General features: G+C 69.3%; 22 protein-coding genes and 2 pseudogenes. 15 read left to right on the top strand and 9 right to left on the bottom strand.

Annotated elements, in window-relative coordinates; translation table 11 throughout:
* Positions 1-35: 35 nt before the first annotated feature.
* Positions 36-455, bottom strand: a complete 420-nt coding sequence (locus BX283_RS38470) for a hypothetical protein (RefSeq protein WP_180357404.1) — start codon at positions 453-455, stop codon at positions 36-38.
* 214 nt (positions 456-669) lie between these two features.
* Between BX283_RS38470 and BX283_RS38465 the strand changes: the two genes are divergently transcribed.
* Positions 670-2,094 (top strand): MFS transporter, encoded by a 1,425-nt coding sequence (locus tag BX283_RS38465; protein WP_101391983.1) that lies wholly within the window; start codon positions 670-672, stop codon positions 2,092-2,094.
* Here BX283_RS38465 and BX283_RS38460 read toward each other — a convergent pair.
* From BX283_RS38460 to BX283_RS38445, 4 genes and pseudogenes are all read right to left on the bottom strand, one after another.
* Entirely contained in the window at positions 2,079-2,477 is a 399-nt protein-coding gene (locus BX283_RS38460; RefSeq protein WP_101392846.1) for an RDD family protein, read from the bottom strand. The genes BX283_RS38465 and BX283_RS38460 overlap by 16 nt on opposite strands.
* Before the next feature lie 47 nt (positions 2,478-2,524).
* Positions 2,525-2,872 (bottom strand): hypothetical protein, encoded by a 348-nt coding sequence (locus BX283_RS38455; protein ID WP_143676613.1) that lies wholly within the window; start codon positions 2,870-2,872, stop codon positions 2,525-2,527.
* A 203-nt stretch (positions 2,873-3,075) separates the two neighbouring features.
* Positions 3,076-3,507: pseudogene (locus BX283_RS38450) on the bottom strand (helix-turn-helix domain-containing protein); the annotation flags it as partial.
* A 154-nt stretch (positions 3,508-3,661) separates the two neighbouring features.
* Positions 3,662-4,741: an Lrp/AsnC family transcriptional regulator gene (locus BX283_RS38445; RefSeq protein ID WP_257584195.1), complete on the bottom strand. Its 1,080-nt coding sequence runs from the start codon at positions 4,739-4,741 to the stop codon at positions 3,662-3,664.
* Positions 4,742-4,869: 128 nt separating this feature from the next.
* Here BX283_RS38445 and BX283_RS38440 point away from each other — a divergent pair, with 128 nt between their 5' ends.
* The 3 genes from BX283_RS38440 to BX283_RS38430 all read left to right on the top strand — a co-directional run bounded on the left by BX283_RS38440 (position 4,870) and on the right by BX283_RS38430 (position 8,088).
* A complete protein-coding gene (locus BX283_RS38440) occupies positions 4,870-6,123 on the top strand; it encodes a M20 family metallopeptidase (RefSeq protein ID WP_101391980.1) in 1,254 nt (417 codons plus the stop codon).
* A gap of 993 nt (positions 6,124-7,116) precedes the next feature.
* Positions 7,117-7,653 carry a GNAT family N-acetyltransferase gene (locus BX283_RS38435; RefSeq protein WP_101391979.1) on the top strand — a complete coding sequence of 179 codons (537 nt, stop codon included), beginning with the start codon at positions 7,117-7,119 and terminating at the stop codon, positions 7,651-7,653.
* Between the two features lie 24 nt (positions 7,654-7,677).
* Positions 7,678-8,088 carry a transposase gene (locus BX283_RS38430; RefSeq protein WP_101391978.1) on the top strand — a complete coding sequence of 137 codons (411 nt, stop codon included), beginning with the start codon at positions 7,678-7,680 and terminating at the stop codon, positions 8,086-8,088.
* Here the strand turns inward: BX283_RS38430 and BX283_RS38425 are convergent.
* Positions 8,039-8,446 (bottom strand): VOC family protein, encoded by a 408-nt coding sequence (locus tag BX283_RS38425; protein WP_101391977.1) that lies wholly within the window; start codon positions 8,444-8,446, stop codon positions 8,039-8,041. The genes BX283_RS38430 and BX283_RS38425 overlap by 50 nt on opposite strands.
* Positions 8,447-8,599: 153 nt before the next feature.
* Positions 8,600-8,869 carry a VOC family protein gene (locus BX283_RS40205; RefSeq protein WP_257584194.1) on the bottom strand — a complete coding sequence of 90 codons (270 nt, stop codon included), beginning with the start codon at positions 8,867-8,869 and terminating at the stop codon, positions 8,600-8,602.
* Positions 8,870-8,904: 35 nt separating this feature from the next.
* On the opposite strand from BX283_RS40205, the gene BX283_RS38420 reads away from it, so the two are divergent.
* The 9 genes and pseudogenes from BX283_RS38420 (at position 8,905) to BX283_RS38380 (ending at position 17,107) form a co-directional block, all read left to right on the top strand.
* A complete protein-coding gene (locus BX283_RS38420) occupies positions 8,905-9,231 on the top strand; it encodes a TfoX/Sxy family protein (RefSeq protein WP_101391976.1) in 327 nt (108 codons plus the stop codon).
* Between the two features lie 45 nt (positions 9,232-9,276).
* Positions 9,277-9,735: pseudogene (locus tag BX283_RS38415) on the top strand (IS5 family transposase); the annotation flags it as partial.
* 370 nt (positions 9,736-10,105) lie between these two features.
* Positions 10,106-10,558, top strand: coding sequence for a VOC family protein (locus BX283_RS38410; RefSeq protein ID WP_101391974.1), 453 nt, complete (start codon positions 10,106-10,108; stop codon positions 10,556-10,558).
* Positions 10,559-10,589: 31 nt separating this feature from the next.
* Positions 10,590-10,760 (top strand): hypothetical protein, encoded by a 171-nt coding sequence (locus BX283_RS38405; RefSeq protein ID WP_306822848.1) that lies wholly within the window; start codon positions 10,590-10,592, stop codon positions 10,758-10,760.
* A gap of 371 nt (positions 10,761-11,131) precedes the next feature.
* The gene (locus BX283_RS38400) at positions 11,132-11,575 is read left to right on the top strand and encodes a hypothetical protein (RefSeq protein ID WP_101391973.1); all 444 of its coding nucleotides are present in this window, start codon (positions 11,132-11,134) and stop codon (positions 11,573-11,575) included.
* A complete protein-coding gene (locus tag BX283_RS38395; protein ID WP_180357403.1) occupies positions 11,568-13,316 on the top strand; it encodes a caspase family protein in 1,749 nt (582 codons plus the stop codon). The genes BX283_RS38400 and BX283_RS38395 overlap by 8 nt, the downstream gene beginning before the upstream one ends.
* A gap of 481 nt (positions 13,317-13,797) precedes the next feature.
* The gene (locus BX283_RS38390) at positions 13,798-14,586 is read left to right on the top strand and encodes an FkbM family methyltransferase (RefSeq protein WP_180357402.1); all 789 of its coding nucleotides are present in this window, start codon (positions 13,798-13,800) and stop codon (positions 14,584-14,586) included.
* On the top strand, positions 14,583-15,272 hold the full coding sequence (locus tag BX283_RS38385; RefSeq protein WP_101391970.1) for an HAD family phosphatase: 690 nt from the start codon (positions 14,583-14,585) through the stop codon (positions 15,270-15,272). Before BX283_RS38390 ends, BX283_RS38385 begins: the two co-directional genes overlap by 4 nt.
* Positions 15,273-16,042: 770 nt before the next feature.
* The gene (locus BX283_RS38380; RefSeq protein ID WP_101391969.1) at positions 16,043-17,107 is read left to right on the top strand and encodes a cobalamin-independent methionine synthase II family protein; all 1,065 of its coding nucleotides are present in this window, start codon (positions 16,043-16,045) and stop codon (positions 17,105-17,107) included.
* 64 nt (positions 17,108-17,171) lie between these two features.
* On the opposite strand, the gene BX283_RS38375 is transcribed toward BX283_RS38380, so the two are convergent.
* Both BX283_RS38375 and BX283_RS38370 read right to left on the bottom strand, forming a co-directional pair.
* Positions 17,172-18,743 (bottom strand): NAD(P)-binding domain-containing protein, encoded by a 1,572-nt coding sequence (locus tag BX283_RS38375; protein WP_257584459.1) that lies wholly within the window; start codon positions 18,741-18,743, stop codon positions 17,172-17,174.
* A gap of 49 nt (positions 18,744-18,792) precedes the next feature.
* Entirely contained in the window at positions 18,793-19,938 is a 1,146-nt protein-coding gene (locus BX283_RS38370) for a glutamate--cysteine ligase (RefSeq protein ID WP_101391968.1), read from the bottom strand.
* Between the two features lie 239 nt (positions 19,939-20,177).
* Here BX283_RS38370 and BX283_RS40950 point away from each other — a divergent pair, with 239 nt between their 5' ends.
* Positions 20,178-20,813 carry a cytochrome P450 gene (locus BX283_RS40950; protein WP_101391967.1) on the top strand — a complete coding sequence of 212 codons (636 nt, stop codon included), beginning with the start codon at positions 20,178-20,180 and terminating at the stop codon, positions 20,811-20,813.
* Positions 20,705-21,634, top strand: coding sequence for a cytochrome P450 (locus BX283_RS39850; protein ID WP_180357401.1), 930 nt, complete (start codon positions 20,705-20,707; stop codon positions 21,632-21,634). Before BX283_RS40950 ends, BX283_RS39850 begins: the two co-directional genes overlap by 109 nt.
* The last annotated feature ends 126 nt before the right edge of the window (positions 21,635-21,760 follow it).

The following is a 21,760-nucleotide window of genomic DNA, read 5'->3' as shown; positions in this document are numbered from 1 at the left end:
AGGTCCCCTGCGGTACCCGGCGCCCCCGTCAGGGGTCAGCCCTGCGAGTCCGGCTCCACCATGCACAGGCCCCAGATGATGAAGCCGTACATCGCGATCAGGGTGATCGACCAGAACGGGTAGTAGGGGATGGAGAGGAAATTGGCGATGATCAGCAGGGACGCGATGGCCACGCCGAGCAACCGTGCCCACTTCGCGAGCGTGGCCAGGCCGATACTCACCGCGAGGGCGACCGCGCCCAGGCTCAGGTGGATCCAGCCCCAGCTGGTCAGGTCGAACTTGAAGACGTAATCGGGGGTGTGGAGATAGATCTCGTCCTCCGCGATCGCCATGACGCCGCGGGTGATGTCGAGAATGCCGGAGATGGCGAGCAGCACGCAGGCGAAGGCCGTCAGTCCGCCGGCCGCCGCCCGGGCCTCTGCCGAATGCTGGTGTTTCGTTGTGGTGGTCACCATGGGAGGGCCTCCGTCTTCGGGAGGGCCGCTCGTCGCGACCCTTCGCCCACGACTCCTACTCCCCCGCAGCCGCGCCCGGCGTCACCTGGGAAGGGTGATGACGCATGATCAGCGACCACGGACGATGGCCGGACTCGGGCGCCGAAGAGGCCCCGAACGCCGCGGAACCGAACGGCTCCGCGGCCGTGCCGCAACCGGAGCCCAGGGAGCCGACATGCCCGTGCCGCCCCTCCCCGCCTCGACGGACAGTCCGGGCCCGCCCCGGGCCGCCACCCACCGGATCCTCGCCCCGCTCGCCCTCGCGCAGTTCATCTGCAGCTTCGCCGGCTCCAACCTGAACGTGATGATCACCGACATCAGTGAGGACCTGCACACCACCGCGCAGGGCGTGCAGATCGCCATCACGGTGTTCCTGCTCGTCATGGCGGCGCTGATGATCCCCGGCGGCAAGCTGACCGACCGCTATGGCCGCAAGCGCTGCCTGGTGGCCGGTCTCCTCGTGTACGGAACCGGCGCCCTGCTCAGCGCGTTCGCCCCGGGACTCGGCGTTTTCATCCTCGGCAACTCACTCCTGGAGGGCGTCGGCACGGCTCTGCTCATCCCGCCGGTCTACATCCTCACCACGCTGCTGTTCACTGACGTCACCTCCCGGGCCCGTGCGTTCGGCGCCGTCATGGCGCTCGGCGGCCTAGGGGCGGCGGCCGGGCCGCTGATCGGCGGCCTCATCACCTCGGCGCTCAGCTGGCGGGCGGCCTTCGTCTTCCAGGTGCTGGTGGTCGTGCTGATCATCGTGTTGAGCCGCGAGGTCGTGGACCCGCTGCCCCCGGACCCCAGACTCTCCTTCGACACGGGCGGGGCGCTCCTGTCGGCCACCGGTCTCGTCCTGGTGGTCATGGGAATCCTGGCAGCCGACGACTACGGCTGGCTGACGGTCGGCATGCTGCTGCTCGGTGCGCTCGTCCTGGCAGGGTTCTTCCGGCGGGCGCGCGCCAACGAGCGGTCCGGCCGGGAGCCACTGCTGTCGCCGACCCTGTTCCGCAACCGCGCCTCCAACCTCGCCCTCGTCACCCAGCACATCCAGTGGCTGATCCTGATGGGCGTGTCGTTCGTGGTGGCCGCCTACCTCCAGGTCGTACGCGGCTTCGACGCCGTGCACACGGGAGTGATCTTCACAGCGGCCACCCTCGGGCTGCTCGCCTCGTCGCTGGCCGCCGAGCGGCTGGCGAAACGGTGGGCACAACGCACCCTGGTGATGGCGGGGTTCACGGTGACGGTCTGCGGCATCGCGCTGCTCATCGGCATGGCCGGTGGCTCGTCGAGCGGCTGGGCCTTCACGCCCGGACTCCTGCTCATCGGTCTGGGGACCGGCGCGATGCTGACCCCGTCGGTGAACGTGGTGCAGTCGAGCTTCGGCGAGGAGCGGCAAGGAGAGATCTCGGGCCTGTCCCGCAGCGTGTCGAACCTCGGCTCGTCGCTCGGTACGGCGATCGCCGGTACCATCCTCGTCGCCGACCCGGCTTTCGGCGCGTACGCCGTTGCCCTGGTCGTGCTCGCCGTCATCGGGCTCGGCGGCCTCGGCGCCGCGACGCTGCTGCCGGCCGGACGGAGGAATGAACCGGCCTGTCAGAAGCGGTGGTAGCGGACGACGCTGACGACGGCGAGGTCCTGGACCGACGCCCGGCGCCTGCTGAAGGGGACCCAGAACAGGCCTACCGGGAAGACCATGCACAGCGCGGCGCGCAGCAACGCGCGCGGCACGCCGAGCAGCCGCCCGGCGAGGCCCGTGACGCGCAGGCCCAGGAGGCGGCCCCCGGCGGTGCCACCCGTCAGGGTCCAGCTGCCGGCCAGATAGAGGAGGGAGACGATCCACCCCGCCAGTGCCGCCGACCAGGACGGAAAGCGGGGGAAGCGGTACGGCGGCCCGGCCATGAGCAGCAGGAGACCGCCCAACCCAAGATGCAGGACGAGAACGATCCCGGCCACCACGACCACGTCGACGAGGGACGCCAGACACCGCGACACGACCCCCGCCGTTTGCCCGGGCGGGTCCTCCTGCCGGTCGTGTCGCGTCACGGCGTCGGCCCGGGGCCGTCGGTCCCTTGCGGATCGGCGCCTGGTCTGTGCAGCAGCCGGTCGGCGAAGTGGTTCACCACCCGGTCGGCGCGTACGCTCCGCACCCGCAGCGCCGCGACTGTCCCCTCGGCCGCCCCGCCGCTCGTGTCGCGCACCATCTGGCCCAGATCGATCGCCTGGAGCACGTCCCGGGTGAGCACGACCAGGTCGACGCGGGCGATCACGGCGTCGACGTCGACACGGAGCACGACGCGATCGACGTCCACGCGGTCGGCGACGCGGTTGACGTCGACCCGGGCCACGAGGGCGTCCAGGTCGAGCCGGTCGACGACGGCGGACGTCATGACTCGGATCAGCCGGTCGGCGACCTGGGCTCCGGCCCCCCGTGCGCACCGCGCCAGGCGGCCCGCAAGGAGGCGGGGACACACGATGATCCGGGTCATCCCGACACCGAACCACCCTCTGCGCGCAGGCGGCTCATCCACTACGGGTGAAGCTCCGTCCCGGCTCTGCCCCTTTGACTCGGGCTGTCCCTCCCCACGAGCGCTCAGGCTGAGCCTCCATGGGACGGGAGCGGACGCGACCCCATCTCGCCGCGCAGCCGTCGGGCCCTGAACCCCAGCTCCAGCTCGAAGCGGCGGTCGGGGTCGGCTACCTCGTCACCCCACAACTGCCTGATCTGGCGCAGCCGGCAGCGAACGGTCTGCGGATGCACCCCGAGCCGGGCCGCGATTCCGGGAGAGCCGCCCCTGGTTGCGAGCCAGGCGAGCAGTGTCCCGGCGAGGTGGCGGCGCTGGGCGGGGCCGCAGGTGAGCAAGGAGGCCAGCCGAAGCCGGTCGAGGTCGCCGAGGAACTCCTCCGCCGGGGGCAGGAGCAACGCCTCGGCGTGGTCCGTACACTGGACCACTTCGCCGCCGGGCAGCGGGCCGTGCTCGATGAGCGGTACGGCGGCGGCCGCCCACCGCGGCGACTCCGGCGCCGGATGTCTCACCCGGTGCCGGAGGCCGGCCCCCCCTGAACGCCTACCCGTCCTCGCCGTCCCATCCTCACGAAGATCACGCAAGGCTCACCGTGAAGAGACCTGCAGAGTCACTCCGGGGGACGCCTCATTCTCGTCTGCGAGATGATTTCGGCTACGGGTGCACGGGCGGGGTCTTTTCTCCTGTGCGCATTCGCTCCAGCAATGCCGCCTCGGCAGCTCCCGCGTCGCTGTCGTCCCACTGGTAGGAGAGCGGCACCGACCGCAGTAGCCGCCCCTGGGGGTCCAGCACCTGGCCCGCGTGCTTGAGCTGCCACAGCGTCACCGAGCGGTCCCTCACCTCCAGTCCGGGAATGCGCTGTACAAGCGAGGCTTCGAAGGGCTGGATGTCGTCGATGGACCGCAGCCACACCGTCATCATCAGGTTGCACGGCCCGGAGAGCGACGCGCACAGCCGGGTTTCCCTCATCCCGGACAGCTGCGCGACGGCCTTGTTGAGGTCTGCCGCGGGGACAGCGGCCCACAGGGTTGCGCTCACCGGCCAGCCGGACACCGCTCGGGCGGCCTCGCACCGGTAGGAGATGGCCCGAGCCGCCTCGAGCCGGGCCAGTCGGCGCCGAACGGTCGTCGGGCTCAGCCCGCTGTCACGGGCCAGCCGTTCCACGCTCTGGCGCACATCGCGGGCGAGCAGCAGAACCAATGCCTGATCCGCGTCGCCGAGTGCCGCAGGCGCTCGTTCCGGCATGTGTGCCGGGCCTTGCACGACGCCGTGCAGCCGGTCCAGCCGCCATCGGCTCCCTTCGACGTGCAGCGTGGTGACGAGCTGTGTGCGGGTGGCGGCCACGCCTTCGAGGCCGCCGAGCCGGAATCCGACGTACCGGGCGAGGTCGGCATGGCTACGTAGTACCACTGTCAGCAGCAGGTCCCGAGAGCCGGTGACGTACTCAAGGCTGAACAGTGGCGCGTCCTCCACCAGCTGCTCGCAGACCTCGTGCAGCCGACCCCGTACGCAGTCGATCTCGATGTAGGCGACCACGGCATCGCCCATGACGGCCGTCGAGGGATGGCAGGACAGCCACGCGAGACCTTCACCGGCCAGCCGGTCCCAGCGCCGTGCGGCCGTGGTCGCGTCCAGCCCGATGAGGGAACCGATCTTTTGCCAGGCAGCACGCGGTGCGTGCTGCAACGCGGTGATGAGCAGGTAATCGACCTCGTCGAGCACCGGGTCGGCCATGGCGTCTTCCTCACGTTTCGCGCAATCACGAGCATCGAGGTAGCGGATTCCTGCATCCAGACACCCTGATGTGCCATATTCCGGCGCACTAGTGGGGGTTTACTGTTCTCCGATCCACCATACCGGCCATGTTCACGCACGCCGATGCCCTCCCTCTCGCTGACGACCTGACCGAGCTGCGCCGCGACCTGCACCGCGAACCCGAACTCGGCCTGCACCTCCCCCGAACCCAGCACAAGGTGCTCGACGCTCTGGCCGGCCTCCCGCTGGAGATCGCCACCGGCGAGCGGATCAGCTCCGTTACCGCCGTCCTGCGCGGCGGCCGGCCTGGCCCCGCCATCCTGCTCCGCGCCGACATGGACGCGCTGCCCATCACCGAGGACACCGGCCTGCCATACGCCTCTGCGGTGCCCGGTGTCATGCACGCCTGCGGTCACGACCTGCACACAGCCGGCCTCGTCGGGGCCGCGCGACTGCTGGCCGCCCGCCGAGAGGCGCTGGCCGGGGACGTGGTGCTGATGTTCCAGCCCGGCGAGGAGGTCGACGGCGGTGCCGGAATCATGATCGAGGAAGGTGTGCTCGACGCCGCGGGCCGGCGCGTGTCGGCGGCTTACGCGTTGCATGTCTTCTCCACACAGCTGCCGAGCGGAATGGCGGCGACACGGGCCGGCACGTTCCTGGCCGCCAGCGACGCGTTCGACGTCGTGGTCACCGGCCGCGGGGGTCACGGCTCCACGCCGCACCTGACACGCGACCCGCTCGTCGCGGCCTGCGAGATGGTCACGGCGCTCCAGACACGGATCGCCCGAGAGATCGACGTCAACGACCCGGCCGTGGTCACGGTCGGCTCGCTGCACGCCGGCGAAGCCCGCAACGTTGTGCCCGGCCACGCCGAGTTCCAGGCAACGGTCCGCACCTACAGCGAAGCCGGACGCATCGCGGTGCAGGCTCTGGTGGAGCGCACGCTGAACGGCATCGCACTGGCTCTCGGGGTGGAGGTCGACCTCACCTACCGACGGCAGTACCCACCCACAGTGAATCCGGTCGAGGAGGCGGCTTTCGCTCTGGAAACCGCACGTGAGCTGTTCGGCCCGCACGCCGTCGTCGAAGTGCCGACACCCCTGTCCGGATCTGAGGACTTCTCGTTCGTGCTCGAACACGTGCCAGGCGCCTTCGTCGCCGTCGGCGCCTGCCCGCCCGGCAGCGACCCGGCCACCGCCCCGGTCAACCACTCGGCCCAAGCCGTGTTCGACGACGCAGTCCTGCCCGCTCAGGCCGCCCTGCTCGCCCGGCTGGCCACCGGGGCGATGGAGCGGTACGCCGAACCGGGACCAGTGGCCGCCACGCCCGTCCGAGAGCACCTCACAGGAAGCGCCACATGACCCGCACCGCCGCCGGACACCCGCCACGGGGCCCCATATGGGCGTGCCCGCCTACGCGGCGGCCGCCGTCGGGCCGCTCGTGGCCTTCGAGCTGACCAGCGGCTTCCTGCAGACCGGCATACCGGGCCCCGGGGCATGCCTTCACTCCCTGGGGCCCGTGGCGTTTCCGGGTGCAGGTAGATCTCCCCCGCCGCCGTGGCGGTGAGCCAGTCGGCGGCTTCGACGTCGGTCATCAGCGGCACCTGATGAGCCGGGTGGGCGGCACTGTCCTTGCCGACGTGGACGCGGCCCGGGAGCGGGCGTGATCTGGGAGAAGCTACTGAACGAACACCATGTCACGGCCGCTTACACCAACTGTCCACCGCTACCTGACCAAGCATCCGCACCGGAGCTCGGACACCCTGGTCCGGCAAGCCAACACGCCCTCAGGTGACTTCCTTGCAGCGGCCCAACTTCCCTTCCAGAGCAACGTGATCAAGCACTATCGGGCGCTACTGACCGCAGTCCGCCGAGACCCGAAACGGCATGGACTCGACGGCTCCTACACCACGACGACGGCTTTCATCCTCGGCCTCGACGCCGGGTGCTCGTGGAGCATGCTCACCGGATTCCAGGAATGGCTCGTCGTCCGACTCGGCAAGGGACACGACCTGACCTGGCCCATTCTCTTCCGCCACCTCACCCCTGGAGGCTGGAACCACACGCTCTCCGCGCAGACCGACGTTGCCTCGGTGACTACGCTCTACCGGCTCATCGGGGAGTTCTCCACCGCACGAGAGCAGCCGAACGGTCTCGCCGGAACTTCCGGAACTACCAGTCCTGAGCGATCACCCAGGACTGGTACCACCTCGCGGAGGCGGCAGACCAGGACTGATCGTTTGGCATCCGACCCGGTCGCCCCAGGCCAGGGCATCGCACCGGACCAACGTGAACCCTGCGATGTCGGCGGAGAATCGCTTGGCCAGCACTCGGCGGAGAGATCATCATGTGGCAATGTCTGAGAACCGATCCTCTGTGACACCGACCGTGATGCGGCTCCCCCAGTACACCAAGGCGGACCAGGAAGAGATCCTTGGCAACAGCGATGATCCCTTCGGTGTCGCCTCGACCGGTCTGACCTGGCTGCCGAAAAAAGAACACTTCGGCATCAGACACGAAGACCGGCTCGTGGCGCACGCCGGCCTGCTGCGACTGCCTGTCGCGATCAGTGACGCCGCCACAGAGGTGGTGGGCGTCGGCGGGGTGGCCGTCGCACCCCGCATGCAAGGCCATGGCCTGGCTCGGCTCGTCGTCACAGCTGCCCTGGAGCACGCCCGCACGATGGGTCCTCAGCACGCACTACTGTTCTGCCGGACTCCCCTCGTGTCGCTCTACAAGCGCCTCGGATGGCACCCGCTCGACAACGACGTACTCGTCGAACAACCCGAAGGCCGCCTGGTGACCATGCCGCTGCGGACTATGGTGACGCCCCTGCGCGACGATGCCCGCTGGCCCTCAGGGCCAGTACGGCTGTTCTCGCTCCCTATGTGACCTTACGAACCCAACCCACCTCACCTGATCGTTTGCCAACCAATCCAGTCGCCGCAGGGCAACGAGAACAGAACGGAGGATCCGGCGCGTCGGGCCGACGCCCGGATCGGCGAGGAGACCGCGTTCGCCACCAAGCCCGCGCTCGCCCGGGCGATGTTGGCCCGGGCAGTGGCCGCCGGGGGGCCGTTCCGGTGGGTGACCGGTGACGAGGCCTACGGCCACAACCCCGTCCTGCGGGGCTGGCTGACCGAGCACGAGATATGTGCTGGCTTTCGCCTACAAGCACCCGGCTGGGATCCCGAGGTGGGGCGGCCCAACACCAGGGCGACCGGCTGCACGGCTTGCACCGGCACCATCTCGCCTGTCCGCCGGAGCCTATTCCTGGTCAGGTGTATTTGCCGAGGTCGCTGGCCTGGAGGGCAGCGTTGTCGTTGATGCCGACGACGTAACCGTCCGGGTCGCGGAAGTAGAACATGCGCTGACCGGTGTGGTCGGTGCCAGTGTCCTTGACGATCTCGGCGTGCTCGGCGATGTGGTCGTGGGCAGCGTCGAAGTTGTCCACGGCAAGGTAGAACATGCCGGCGAACCCGATGGGGACGTCCGCCAGGACGGGCAGCCACTTCTTCAAGTCGGCGTTGCCGTAGAGCATCCCGCAGAATCCGCCCTGGTAGGTCAGCATGTGAATGTCGTCCCCGGGACTGGCGGTGCTGGAATCGACATCGAAGCCGAGCTTCTTGTAGAACGCGATGCTGGCAGCGGTGTCCTTGACACTCAGACAGGGTGCGAAAGGCATGGGTCCTCCATGGACAGGTCCGGCTTTTCAACAGGCGGGCGAGCACGGGCCGGCACACGTGTGCACCCCGCTGCTCCTTTCTCCTGCAGTCCAGGCGGTTCTGCACTCCGGGGGCCACCGTCCCGGTGAGAGCAGCCCCCTGGAGCGACTGTCTCAGCGGGCACCGCTGATGCAAAAGGGCTGACCGAAGCGGCAGAGCAGGACGGACCAGAGGCCCCCGCCCGGCTGGTGGGCGGGCCTGGTGGCGCCCATTTCCACGAGCCGCTGCTCCGCCGCCTCGGCGTCACGGAACGCGATGTCCATGTGGAATGCGAGTTCGTCCCGGGCCACGTGGGGGTCTTGCACGTCGTGGCGGACCAGAACACGTACACCATGTCGCCCACCCGTACCGGGAAGGCCGCAGGGTTGGTCGGCGGGTGTCACGGGCTGGTGCCGTGGTGGGTAGGTAGCGTGAGGCCATGGCTTACGACGAGGTGCTGGTGGAGCGGGTCCGGGAGCGGCTGGAGACAGGCGGCGCGGTGTCCGAGAAGAAGGTGTTCGGTGCGGTCACCTTCCTGCTGCGGGGCAACACGCTGGGCGGTGTGGAGGGCGACGACCTGTTCCTGCGGGTGGCGCAGGAGGACATGGCCGACGCGCTCGCCCGGCCCGGGGCGCGGCCGTATGAGTTCAAGGGAAGGGTGTCCAAGGGCTGGGTGTACGTGGCCGGGGAGGCCCTGGACGACGACGCGCTGGAGCAGTGGCTGCAGATGGCCCTGGAAGCGGCGGCCGAGCTGCCGCCCAAGTGACCTGGATCGACTCCTCCCACGTCCGGGGGCCGCACGCAGGGGCCCAAAAGCGGCCCCAGCCCGGTCGACCGTGCACGCCCGGGCAGCAAGCACCACATCCTCACCGACGGCCGGGGCATCCCGCTCGCGGTGTCGCTGACCGGCGGCAACCGCAACGACGTCCCCCAGATGCTGCCGCAGTTGGACAGGATCCCATCAGTTGCGGGAGTCGTCGGCAGGCCGCGCAAGCGCCCCGACATGCTCTTCGCGGACCTCGGCTACGGCCACGACACGTACCGCCGGATTCTGCGGCAGCGCGGGATCCGGCCGGTGATCGCCGAGCAGGGCCAGCCGCACGGCACCGGCCTGGGCACGTTCCGCTGGGTCGTCGAGCGGACGATCTCCTGGTCGCATGAATTCCGCCGCCTGCGGATCCAGTGGGAACGACGCGACGCAATCCACGAGGCCTTCCTCGGCCTCGCTGTCTGCCTGATCACCCACCGCCACCTCCAGAGGCTTTGTTAGGGCCAGTAAAGGGCTCCTACGGTGGTCGGGTCGGAAGAAACCCCTGTTCTCCCGGTCCCCTGAAAGGAGAACGCCATGGAACTGTCCTGCCTCGACATGATCCCCGGGTTCGAGATCGACACCGCTGACGTCCAGGGCGTGAAGGATTTCTACGGCCCGCTGTGGGCTGGACCTACGCCACCGAACCCGGCTCCGGGGTCGACGGCTCCACCGGGATGCGGATCACCGTCCCCGGTGCCGGTGCCGGTGCCCCGATGGGCCTCATCCGGCAGCATGCCGCCGGCGGCGAGGAAGCCACCATCCTATCCTGCGCGTCTTCTGCCGTGCCGCGGCCGCCGATCCAGCACGGCTGGAGAGGCTGGACGCTACCGTGGCCGCCCCGGACCGCGGCCAGGCCGTCCGCGCCCGCCTGGCCGACCACCGGGGCAACGTCCTCACGCTCGTCTCGCGCACCAGTGCACCGGAGACGGAGCAGGGCGGGAGCCGGCCTCAGCCGGGCGCGTTCGCCAGCTTCGAGATCGGCACCACCGACGCCACAGCGACGCGGGCCTTCTACGCCCAGGCGTTCGACTGGCGCTCCGAGCAGGACCCGGGCTCGGTGAGCGCGCCGTACTACAGCATCTTCACCGGCCCGGTCCCCACGGGCGGCATGCACGACTACAGCACGGTTACCGACAGCGCGGAGTTCGCCATGCCCACCTTCCTGGCCACCGACGTGCCCACCGACGTCTCACGCGCTGTCTCGCACGGCCGAACAGTGGAGTACGGCCCCGAAGCCGCCATCTACGGCCTGGCCTTCGCGGGCTTCGGCGTGGTCGCGTGACGCCCGTTCGTGGCGTTCTGTCAGCTCGGCGGTGCCCCAAAACGTCAGCGGCCTGGTCGACGTCGACGACCACACCAACCACAGCTACAAGGGCGTCACCGGCTACACCACGGTCAACGGCTACGACATGGCGACCGGCGTCGGCACCGTCGACGCGACCCGCTTCGTCCGGGCCCTGGCCCGGACCAGCCGCCACCACTGATTCACCTGCGGGAGGCCCCGCCCCGGGCCCCACGCCTCCGTCCGACCACCCCGCCTGGTCGTTGTCTGGCCTCGCACAGCGCTACCAGGGGAAAGGCGCTCATTCCACGGCCATCGCTGCTGTCCCCCACATGTTTGCTGGGCCAGTGTGTCCCGTTCCCTCCTGGCTGTCGCTGGGCTCGGCACCTGCCCGACCGCCCCGCACGCCGGCCTCGTGAGCGCCGCGCTCGGCTGTCCACCGGGCCCGCTGGGTTCGGAATACCCCGCTTCGCAGACTTGCCCGGTGGGACACTCGCACGGTGGTGCCAACACCGGGAAACGGCCCCGCGGTCGCGCTGCCGTCAGTACCCTCTCCGTCGGGGGTGGTGCACAGTGCAGAAGCTGCGGGTATCTATCACGGCGACCAGTGACCGCTTCGATGCCGATGACGACAGGTGGCTCTCCCAGGTGCGTCTTCTCCTGGACGAGCTGGGCAGGGAAGTCCCCTTGGAGACGCGGCACACGGCCGGTGAGCGGGGCGCGAAGAGCGGCGGACTGCCGGATGTGGTCCTAGTGATCGTCTCGGCGGCCGTCGGCGGGGTCGTGGCGGTCATCAGGGACTGGCTCAAGTACAGCCGCGACCGCAGCGTGCTTCTCCAATGGGAAGAAGGGGGCGAGACGGGCAAGTTAGTGGTCACCGCCAAGAAGAGCGACAACGCCACCGTGCAGACATCCGTAGAGCACTGGTTGCGCTCCAGAATCCGTGGTGGCGAAGGGGAGGAAGAACCTGCGCCGACGCAGGGCGACCCGTCGGCGGACGGCGATTCTGTTGGATGAGGCACCACCGCCGTACCGGGCCCTGCTGATCGGCAACGCCGACTTCCCGGACGAACCTGAACTGGACCCGCTGCGAGGCCCAGCGAACGACCTCACAGAGCTGGGCGCCGCCCTGGCCGATTCCGAGGTGGGGCTGCCCTGGCAGGTGACGGAGGTACGAGACCGCACCAGCCAGGAGGTCGAAGAGGCGATATACGACTTCTTCGAAGGGGCGACGCGAGAGGAACAGTTACTCCTCTACTACAGCGGCCACGGCCAGCTCGACATGGACAATCGGCTCTTCCTGTGCACACGGGACACGACGCTCACGAGGAGGGGGCTGCGTGCGGTGCACCTCTCCTCCATCACTGCTCGGATGGACCGCTGCCCCGCACGCGCGATCATCGTCGTCCTGGACTGCTGCTACAGCGGCAGGGCGGCCGACGCGAAGGGGCTCGACATGGCAGCCCCCTTCGAAGGCCGCGGACGGTTCGTCATGAGCAGCTGCGAACGACGCGGCACCGCCAAGGACGCTGTCGGGGACGGCGAGCCCAGTCTGTTCACCGGTCACCTCGTCACGGCGCTGCGGCGTGGAGCGGTGGGGCGCGACGGTTATGTCACAGCCCGCCAGGTCTGGCGTTACGTGGAGGACCAGTTGCGCGGCAGCGGGCAGCGGCCGTGCTGGAAGACAGACGGGGAGACCGGCGACGTACCGCTGGCGCGGCGGCCGGTGCCGGTCGAGCGGACGGTCAAGGCGGCCGGGCAATCTCCGCGTGAAGCCTCCCTGGACACGTGCCCCCTGTTCGCGCCCGCCCGGGGGCCGAGCAAACAGCCGTCCGTGGAATGCCACTTCACCGGGGCCATGCACGTGCTGGTGCCCGGCTCGCGGGGAACGTTGAGCGTGTACCGGGATGCACTCCTCGCGGCGGAGAGCGGAGGCGAGGTCCGGGGGTGGTGGTTCGCCGCCGAGCCGCTCGGATACCGCCGCAGGCGGGCACGGCTGACCGGTACGAAGACTCTGGACGGTGACGTGCGGTTCACTCTGCCGGACGGCGCCGGAACAGTCACCTGGCCGGCAGAGCAGCTCAGTGCCTTCGAAAAGGCACGCGCGACCAGCAACTGGCCCATCACACCGCGGCCGACGCAGACCGATGCCACCCACACCGTCCTCAAGGCCCACGACCGGGCATACCGCAGGCTCACGCGCACGCCCTGGATGCTGGCAGGATCGCTGGTCGCCTTCGCCGCGTCCGTAGTGATGACCGTGCGGGTGATGACCCCGCACATCCCCGACGAGATACCCGCCTACCCGTTCTTCCTCGACCTCCTGAGCGGGCTCTTCGTGAGCGCCTTCACCTCCCTCGTCTGGGTCCGCTCCCAACTCCAGCGGTTCCTCAAGCTCCCCGAGCTCCCGGTCCGCCGCATGCTGCTCAACACATACGTCGAACCTGCCCACACAGTCGTCCCCGACGTGGGGCCGCCCGTGACGGTTCCGGAGAAAGAACGTACGTTCCTGTGGTCTGATGACTACCGGCTGGCGCTGCCGTCAGGCTTCTTCAGCAGCATCCCCGAACGCCCTTCGCCCATCGCCCCGCTGCCCGTAGAGGTCATGGGCCTGCCCCACCCGGGACAATGGGTGCTAGTCCGCACCCCCCAGGGCACCCTCTGGCCGACCGGCCGGGTCAAACACTGCTACAGCTCCGAGATCGACCGCGCCACCCGACCACGGGCTGCTTCCGAAAAGCCCCCACGCCAGGAGTAGACGAGCGCACCGAAACAGTGACGGCGCACAAGCGTCGGCGGCCTCCGAGCAGGCGGTGATACCGAAGCGGCCCGTGGATGAGCGCCTGGTGAAAGCAAGCCACGGCTGGGAAGGCGGCTGTTGGCGACGAGGACGGTCCTTGGCGCAGTGCCATTGCGCCGAATCGGTGAAGTGCGCGGTACGGCCAGGTCTTCTCGCCCTTGGGGCCGTTGTGGATCAAGTCTGCCCGTCACAACGGTGGTGAGCAGGCATACACCACCGATGCGTCACATTGCTTGGCCCGCCCCGGCCGAGCACGGCGCGTCGATTCGCAGCGACCAGAAAGTGCACGGATGGGACTGGCATACCTGCGTACGGACGCGGACCGGGCGATGGGCGTCGGCATGGGCCGCGTCCTCGTACGGGAGACAGCCGGATGCGGCAGGGACATGGCCCTCGCTTTGCGCATGGCGCAGGGGCCGAGCAAGATGACCGCGCCCTATTGGATGGGCCGCCGCTTCCTCGGCGCGGCGGGCCGTCCACTCGCCGACGACACCCCGCTCTCGCTGAGCTTCCACACCCCCGCCGGCCGGCCCGCGTACGCATCCGCAGGAACCAGAGCGATCTGCTCATCCTGTGGCAGATCTTCCTGAAGCGCTTCTACGAACTCGGCGTCCACTACCGTCTGGACAAGGACATCGACACCCTCGACACGGTCGTCGACCTCGGCGGCAACACCGGCCTCGCCGCGTCCTACTTCACCGCCCGCTACCGCCCCCGCACCTTGCTGAGCGTAGAGCCGATCCCGCAGAATCTGGGCGTCCTGCGGCACAACGCCGCACTGTCCGGCCTGGACTGGAAGATCGAGCCGGCAGCCGTGGCCGGGGAGTCAGGGATGGCGGAGTTCACCGTCAGCGCGTTCTGGGACACCTGCACCGCCGTGCCCGCCGTGGCAGACCTGCGCCGCACCCGCCCCTACCGCCTGGAGAACGTGCTGGCCCGCCCGAACGTACAGGCGCCCACCCGCACCGTGGGCGAGCTGCTCGCCAAGCACGGCATCGATCACGTCGACCTGCTGAAGGTCGACATCGAGGGCAGCGAAGTCGAGGTGTTCAGCCAGGTCCAGCCGTGGATGGACCAGGTCGAACGGATCGTCCTGGAAGTCCACGACAAGTACATCGACGGCGAAGCCGTCCGGAACACGATGCGCACGGCCGGCTTCCGCCAGGTACCACCGCGCGTCCCCGAACCGGCCGGCTTCAACCCCGTCGAGCTGTACGTGAAGTCATGAGCGAAAGCAGCGCGACGGCGCGCACAGCCGACCTTGCGCCGCTGATGAAAGTCACTCCGCCTGCCGCCGTGGTGTTCGACTGCGACGGCACGCTCATGGACACCGAACCGTGTGCCGATGCCGCACGCGGCGCCGTGTTCGCCCGCCGGGGGCATGTCTATGACGATGCGGCCCGCGATTCCCTCGTGGGTCTGTCCGTGACCCAGGCCGGGGAGGTGATGGCACGTCTGTTCAGGGAAAGCGCGCTGCGGTTGACGGAGGAACTGGCGCAGGAGCTGCTGGCCGCGGTCGCCGACGGGGCGCAGCCGATGCCCGGTGCGGCGGATGTGGTCGCAATTCTCGCCGCCAGGGTGCCGGTCGCGGTGGCCAGCAACGGGCCTCGCGTTCTCATGGACAAGTCGCTGGCGCAGGGTGGCCTGTCCCGATGGCTGCCGATCACGGTGTCGGGCGACGACGTCGCCACGCCCAAACCGCACCCCGCCTGCTACCTCGCCGCCTGCGCGGCCCTCGGCGTCGAGCCCGGCAGCGCCCTGGCCGTCGAGGACTCCCCGGTCGGCGCCCGTGCGGCTCATGCCGCCGGGATGACCGTGCTCGGCGTGGGCACCCTGGCCCTCGGGCCGTACGTGCACGCTCACGTACCCGCCCTCGACGATGCGGCGCTGCACCGCTGGCTCGACGGGTGGTGAGCGGCGGCGCCCAGACCTGGCCAGAGGGGATCGCGGCTTGTCTCGGCAGTGAGGCCCGAGAGCCGTGAAGTGGTTCGGCTACGACGAGGACTTCGGGCCCATCTCCCCGGCACCGACCGATCCAGACGTCGTCGTCCGCTCCTCCGCGTTCGTGGGAGGCACCACACATACACCCCGCCAAACACGTCCTGGGAGGAACGCGCACCATGAGCATCCCGCACCGTCTGATCGGTTCCGGCGACCGCAAGGACGTCACCGGCGACTGCACACTCCCCCGAGATCGCCGAAGACGCCCTCGCGAGCAAGATCTCGCCCTGCCGGCTGACGTGATGCTCGGGCCTTGGCTCTCCCACTATCCGAACGTGGAACTGGAGGGGGGAGGGCGGTCACATCGCACCAGACGTGACTGAGCCTGGAGCAACGCGTCAACGGAGAACCCGAGGTGGATACGGAGGCCGTCGGTGGACGAATGCCGCGTGCCTCCGCCCGCTGCGCTTCTTGCAGTTGACCATCGATCGGGTGATGGGCCATGACGTGCAAAATGAAGCAGCCCCGTACTGTCAGCGATCACTCGGTCCGGTGAATCTCCAACGGCACTTCCACCGGGGCGACGCGTCCTCGACTGCCACCGAGGTTGGCCGTGGATTCAGCGCGGGACCCATGACCTGCGCGGACAGGCGGTTGCGGAGCACGGGGCAGCGATCCTGGTGGGGCGAGCGTCTCCTCGTCCCATGTATCCGGGGTGACGGCACATCCTTAGGGTGCGGGCCATGAGCATTCCCACTGAACCGATCGGCAGCATCCCCCGGCCGAGCGCCTTGCAGACGGCTCTCACCGACCACAGCGAAGGCCGACTGGGCGAACCGGAACTGAAGGCACTCCAGGAGCGGGCCACGGCCGACACACTGGCCAGGCTGGAACAGCTCGGCTGTGCCGTCCTGGTCGACGGGGAACAGTCCAAGCCCAGCTTCGCCACCTACCCCCTGGCCGGGTCCACCAGCCTGGACCCGGACGGCGTCGTTCTCCCCTTCGCGGACGGCCACACCCGGCAGCTTCCCCGTCTGACCTCGGGGCCGTTCCGCTACCAGGTCCGCGCGGAGAGCTACCTGTGCGAGGCCCGGCGCCACACCGACCGCCCGGTCAAGCAGGCGGTCATCGCGCCCTCCGCCCTCAGCCTGCTCTACCCGAACGACCCCATCGAGGGATACTCCCGAGAAGCATTCCTGCGTGACGTCGCCGACGAGGCCGAGGCCGACATCCGCGGCTGTCTGGACGCGGGCGCCCATCGTGTCCAACTGGACTTCACCGAAGGCCGGCTGTCCCTCAAACTGGATCCGTCCGGCGGCGTCCTCGACGACTTCATCGCCCTCAACAACGACGTACTCGGCCGGTTCAGTGCGGACGAACGGGCCCGTCTGGGAGTGCACACCTGCCCAGGAGCGGACCACGACTCCACGCACAGCCTGGACGTCGACTACGCCGGCCTGCTGCCGAAGCTCTTCCAGCTGAAGGCCGACAACTTCTACGTACAGCTGGCCAGCGAACCCGACCCCGAACGCGTGCTGCGCGTCATCTCCGGCCAGCTGCGCCCGGGCATGCGGGTGTTCGTCGGTGTGACGGACCCGATCAGCACGACTGTCGAGACTCCGGAAGAAGTGCGTGACCGGGTTCTGCTCGCGGCCCGGTACATCCCGGTCGACCAGTTGGGAACCTGCGACGACTGCGGCTTCTCACCGTTCGCGGACGACACCTCTACCTCACGGGATCTCGCCTTCGCCAAGATCGAGGCGCGGGAACGGGGCACCGCCCTCGCCTCCCAGGCCCTGGGCCTCTAGACCTGGTCGTAGTCACCGCGAGGGACCCTCGGTCCGGCGCTGGCGCCGGGCCGAGCCGACCGTCTCACCCAACTCCGCGCTGCCCCCGCAAGAACGCCCGCAGCGGCTCCACGTGCCGGTCGGGGCGGCGCCACTGCGCAAGGAGGTCCTCCAGCAGGTGCTGCTCGACGACGGGCTCGCGGTGCCGGTAGCGGCGGACCACCGGGTGCAGGAAGGCCGATTCGGCCGCGTGTTCGGGCTGGGGCCGGCGCCGGATGGCGAACACGTCGGAGTGGTCCTGCCGGCCCCAGCGCAATCCGAGGGTGTAGAAGTGGCGGCGGTCACCGAAGCGGGCGACGGCGTAGTCCTCCGGCAGTTCCTCGTAGTGCAGGATCTGGCCGTGGTCCTCATCCAGCACGAAGACGTCGACCAGGTATTCGAACTGACTCCACAGCGCGGACGACCAGTTGACCCGGCCCAGCATCGTGTCGGCCAGGGCCGTCGGATCGAACGGCAGCGTGTGGTGGTCCAGGGATCGGTGTTCGTAGCGCTCCGCCAGGAGGCGTGACAGGGTGCGCACGTTGTAACGGAAGCCGTCGATGAACGGCGACGACGCGTGCTTGGTGTCCCGGGCCTGCGCCAACGTACCCGCGAAGTACATGCCGTCGACGTCCACGGACTGCCAGTCGGGACCGGTCGCGGGAAAACGGCCCCCGGGGGCGAGGTGGGGGCGGCAGTCGGCGGAGAACACCGTCTCGTCCATGCGGAATCCGGTGCAGCGGATCACCATGTCGTATTCGAGCACCTCCCGCTCCCCCTCGGCGAGCGTGTACGCGATCGAGACCGCGACGGCGTCTTCGGTCGGCCGGATCTCCTCGATCACACACTCCAGAACCCCGTGCAGGGTCTTGAACCAGTAACCGTCCAGAAGCGCCCCGTACTGACCGCGCACATCGCCCGGGTGCTTGCTGTGCCAGGCCAGACGCGTCGGCCTCGGTGAGGCGAGATGGACCAGCGCGGCGTGGTCGAGCAAGGGGGTGGCGCTCTCGAACGCCGAATTGCCCTTACCGATGAACAGCACCCGCTTGCCGCGGTACGCCTCCGGGGCGACCGGCGCGTCCTCGTAACCGATCGCGTGCTCGATGCCAGGGATGTCAGGCACGTACGGGCCGCCCCAGCCGGTCGCCACGACCAGGCAGTCGCAGGTGAAGACACGTCCGTCGGCGGCACTCAGCCGAAAACCGGAGCCCGAGCCGGGGCCGACGCGCGCGATCTCACGGATGTCGGTGTCGAAGCGGACCGCCGGCACATGGGCCCGCTGATAGTCCGCGAGATACGCGACCATCGCGTCCGCGTGCGGAAACCACTCCGAGCTGTACTCCGCGAACAAGGGCCGGGAGGAGGGCGAGAGCAGCGAGTTCCAGTCCCAGCGCAGCCTGATCTCCGGATCCTGATCGAGGGTGTGCACCTTGTTGAGCGAGATGAGCCTGCGGTGGCGCGGATAGCGGCGGAAGAAGCCCCCGGGCGCATCCTCCCGCTCCAGGACGACATGGTCCTGCCCGCCGGCCTGGAGAAAACATCCGAGCTGCAGCCCTGCGGGGCCCGCCCCGAGGACGACGAAACGATGGTGCTCCGTCGTCGCCTCCGCTGTCATCATCAGCACTCCCTGCTCCTCGATCCGGTCAAGGCATGCCGGCGTTCCGCCTTCATGCCGGGTCCGCCACTGTCTGCTCGATGAGATGGCGTACGACGGCATCGAGCGGCCCGCCACGGGCGGCGGCGCGCTGACGGGCCGCCCCACAGCCATGGGCGATGAGCCGCCGTACGCCGGAAGTGACCAGGGCGGCGTCACCGTACGCTTCGAGGGCAGGAAGGGCGTGTGTCACCATGCGCTCCGCCAACAGGGCCGCAGGCACCGCCTTCTGGGTGATCACATCGAGGCCCGAGCCGCCCAGACCGTCGCGTGCCGCCCGCCAGTAGGCGGCCCGCAGGACTTCGGCGGAGGGCGCGGGTGCGGGCTCGCCGCGCTCGGCCTCGCGCAGGGACACGGCCACCAAGGCGCGGATCAGCGCGGCGAACACAACGGATTCCTCAGCGGTGATGGTCATGTCCGCGACCCGGACTTCCAGGGTGGGCAGACGCGGAGCGGGGCGTACGTCCCAGAAGACGGTGCCGGGATCGACCAGCGCGCCCGACTCGCCCAGAGCACCGAGGACTTCCTCGTAGTGCGCGGGTGAACGGAAGTACGGGGGCGGCCCGGCCACGGGCCACCGCCCCCAGGCGAGTGCGCGCCAACTGGCGTATCCGGTGTCGCGGCCCGCGAAGTACGGCGAGTTGGCGGACATGGAGAGCAGGACCGGAAGCCAGGGACGCAGGCGGTTGGCGACGTCCAGGGCGCAGGCCAGGTCGGGGATGTCGATGTGCACCTGGAAGGCGCACATCGACATCTCGTCGTGCAGCGCCCGGTAGGTGTCCATGCCGTGCGCGTACCGGTCGCCCTCGGTGATCGGTGGCGGTACCACGTCGCCGAGCACCGGGAGTCCGGAGGCGACCACCCCCATGCCCTCGCGCTCCGCGCAACGGGCGACCAGGCGCCGCAACGTGAGCAGCTCGTCCCGTAGTTCACCGGTGTGGAGGTGCGGCCTGCTCTTCGTCTCCACCTGGAGCGTCGTGATCTCGGCGGAGACCCGGTCCGGCGCCTCGGCCGCACAGCGCTTGAGCACCGCCGACGCCCCGGGGGCGGCGTGCAGCGTGGCGGCGTCGACGAGAAGCAGTTCCTCCTCCACGCCCATGCCGAGAGCGCCGGGAACGGAACGGGCCCGGCGCGCGGAGGCGTTGAGGGGACGGTGCATCGAACGGTTCTCCTTGCGAACGTACTTCGACCGGACAGGCGAGGCGGAACGGGCATGGATCGCCGACGACTGGCGAGAGCTCCGTACGCAACCGTCCATCGACACGTGGCCTTCCTCACCAAGAGTGGCGCACGCATCGCAAAGCGTAGCCGAGCCGCCGGGCGCATGGGGCGGCCACCAGCCTGCAGTAGCCGGTCGTCGACCGTTTCCGCCGACCCGACGACGGCCGCCCCGACACCGTGATCGGCAAAGCGGCTCCAGCACGGCAACCCTTCAGCACGCACACCGCGCACCAACTGCTGGACCGGATCGAGCAGCATACGTACGTGGATGTCATGGGGGATTTCGCGGCGCCGCTGACCCTCCGGATGATCTGCGCGATCCTCGGTGTCCCCGCAGAACTGGACAGCGCGGCGACTCGGGACACCCTGATGGTGACCATCGCCCCCGCTGCGGGCCTGCACCCCGGCCGTGCGGAAGGCGAACTGCACGCCCTCTTGTACGTCCTGATCGCGGGCGAACACACAGAGGGTGAGCAGGGCGGAACGGACCTGCTGAGTGTGCTCGCACGGGCTGGCGACGGCAGCGGGGTGATAAGCGAGGAGGAGCCGCGCTCCACCGCCTATTTACTGCTGCTGGTGGGCCACGACACGACCATGAACCTCATCGGCAACGGGCTGCACGCGCTGCTCCGCAACCCCGCCCGGAGCGCCCGGCTCACCGCACCACAAGCCGGCCCGGACTGGTCGCCAACCCCGTCGAGGAATTGCTGCGCTGCGACTCACCGGTACGAGACGCCACATTTCGGTGCGCCGCAGAACCGATCAGTCTCCACGGACAGCAGATCGCCGCGGGCGCCATCGTCAGTCTCGTGATCGGTTCCATCAACCGGGACGAGGACCACTTTCCGGACGCGGACCGGCTCGATGTGGGCCGAGCGCCCAATGACCACCTCGCCCTCGGCTGCGAACCCCGATTCCGCCTCGGCGCCGCCCTCGCCCGCCTCGAAGGCACCGTCGCCATCCCCCTGCTCCTCGAACGCCTGAGCCCGCTACGGCGGGCCAGGCCGAGCAACGAACTCCCCTGGCAGCCGGCCCGGGTGATGCGCGGACTGGCCGCGCTGCCCGTCGTCCGGGACTCACCACGCCGCCCGTCGCGCCCCGAACCGTCCTCGACCAGGAACACACCCGATCGACAGCCACGAGCCCGTGACCGTAACCGCACCACACCCCGGCCTCCTGCTCATCACCCTCAACCGACCGGACGTCCGCAACGCCATCGACCCGTTGCTGGACGGTGCCATGGACGCCGCTTCGCCCTTCCCGAAGTCGCCCGCGGCCTCGTCGCCGCCGAAGGCGAAGCCATCCGCCTGCCCGGCCGCCTCCCCTACCGCGTGGCCATGGAAAGGCTGCCGACCGAAGCCCCGCTGCCCGCCCCTGACGCATCCCGGTACGGCCTGGTCAACCAGCTCACTGCCGAAGGCGAAGCCCCCGACGCTGCCCTGACCCTGGCCGGCCGTTTCCAGACTCACTCCCGCGAGGCCGTCCTCGTCACCAAAAGAATCGTCCAGGACACCCGTGGCCTCGACGGACACCACCGCCTAGACAATCCACGCGGATCCACCGAGACGACGGGCGCCAAGGTGCCATCTGCACCGCTGGACAGCGCGGCATGTATCCAGAAGGGCGGCGCGTAACGGGAGTTGAGGTCATCCGGGCGGGAGGCATCGCCACGGCTCTCACTAGGCGATCAATCGAGGCGTCACCCACCGTCCGCCCGGCCAGGTCGGAACGGGCTTGGGCTCCATGATCGAAGTCCCTGG

The sequence above is a fragment of the Streptomyces sp. TLI_146 genome (assembly GCF_002846415.1).
GTDB lineage: Bacteria > Actinomycetota > Actinomycetes > Streptomycetales > Streptomycetaceae > Streptomyces.
The sequence above is the reverse complement of the archived record's forward strand: the minus strand, read 5'-3'. Positions and strand labels throughout refer to the sequence as shown.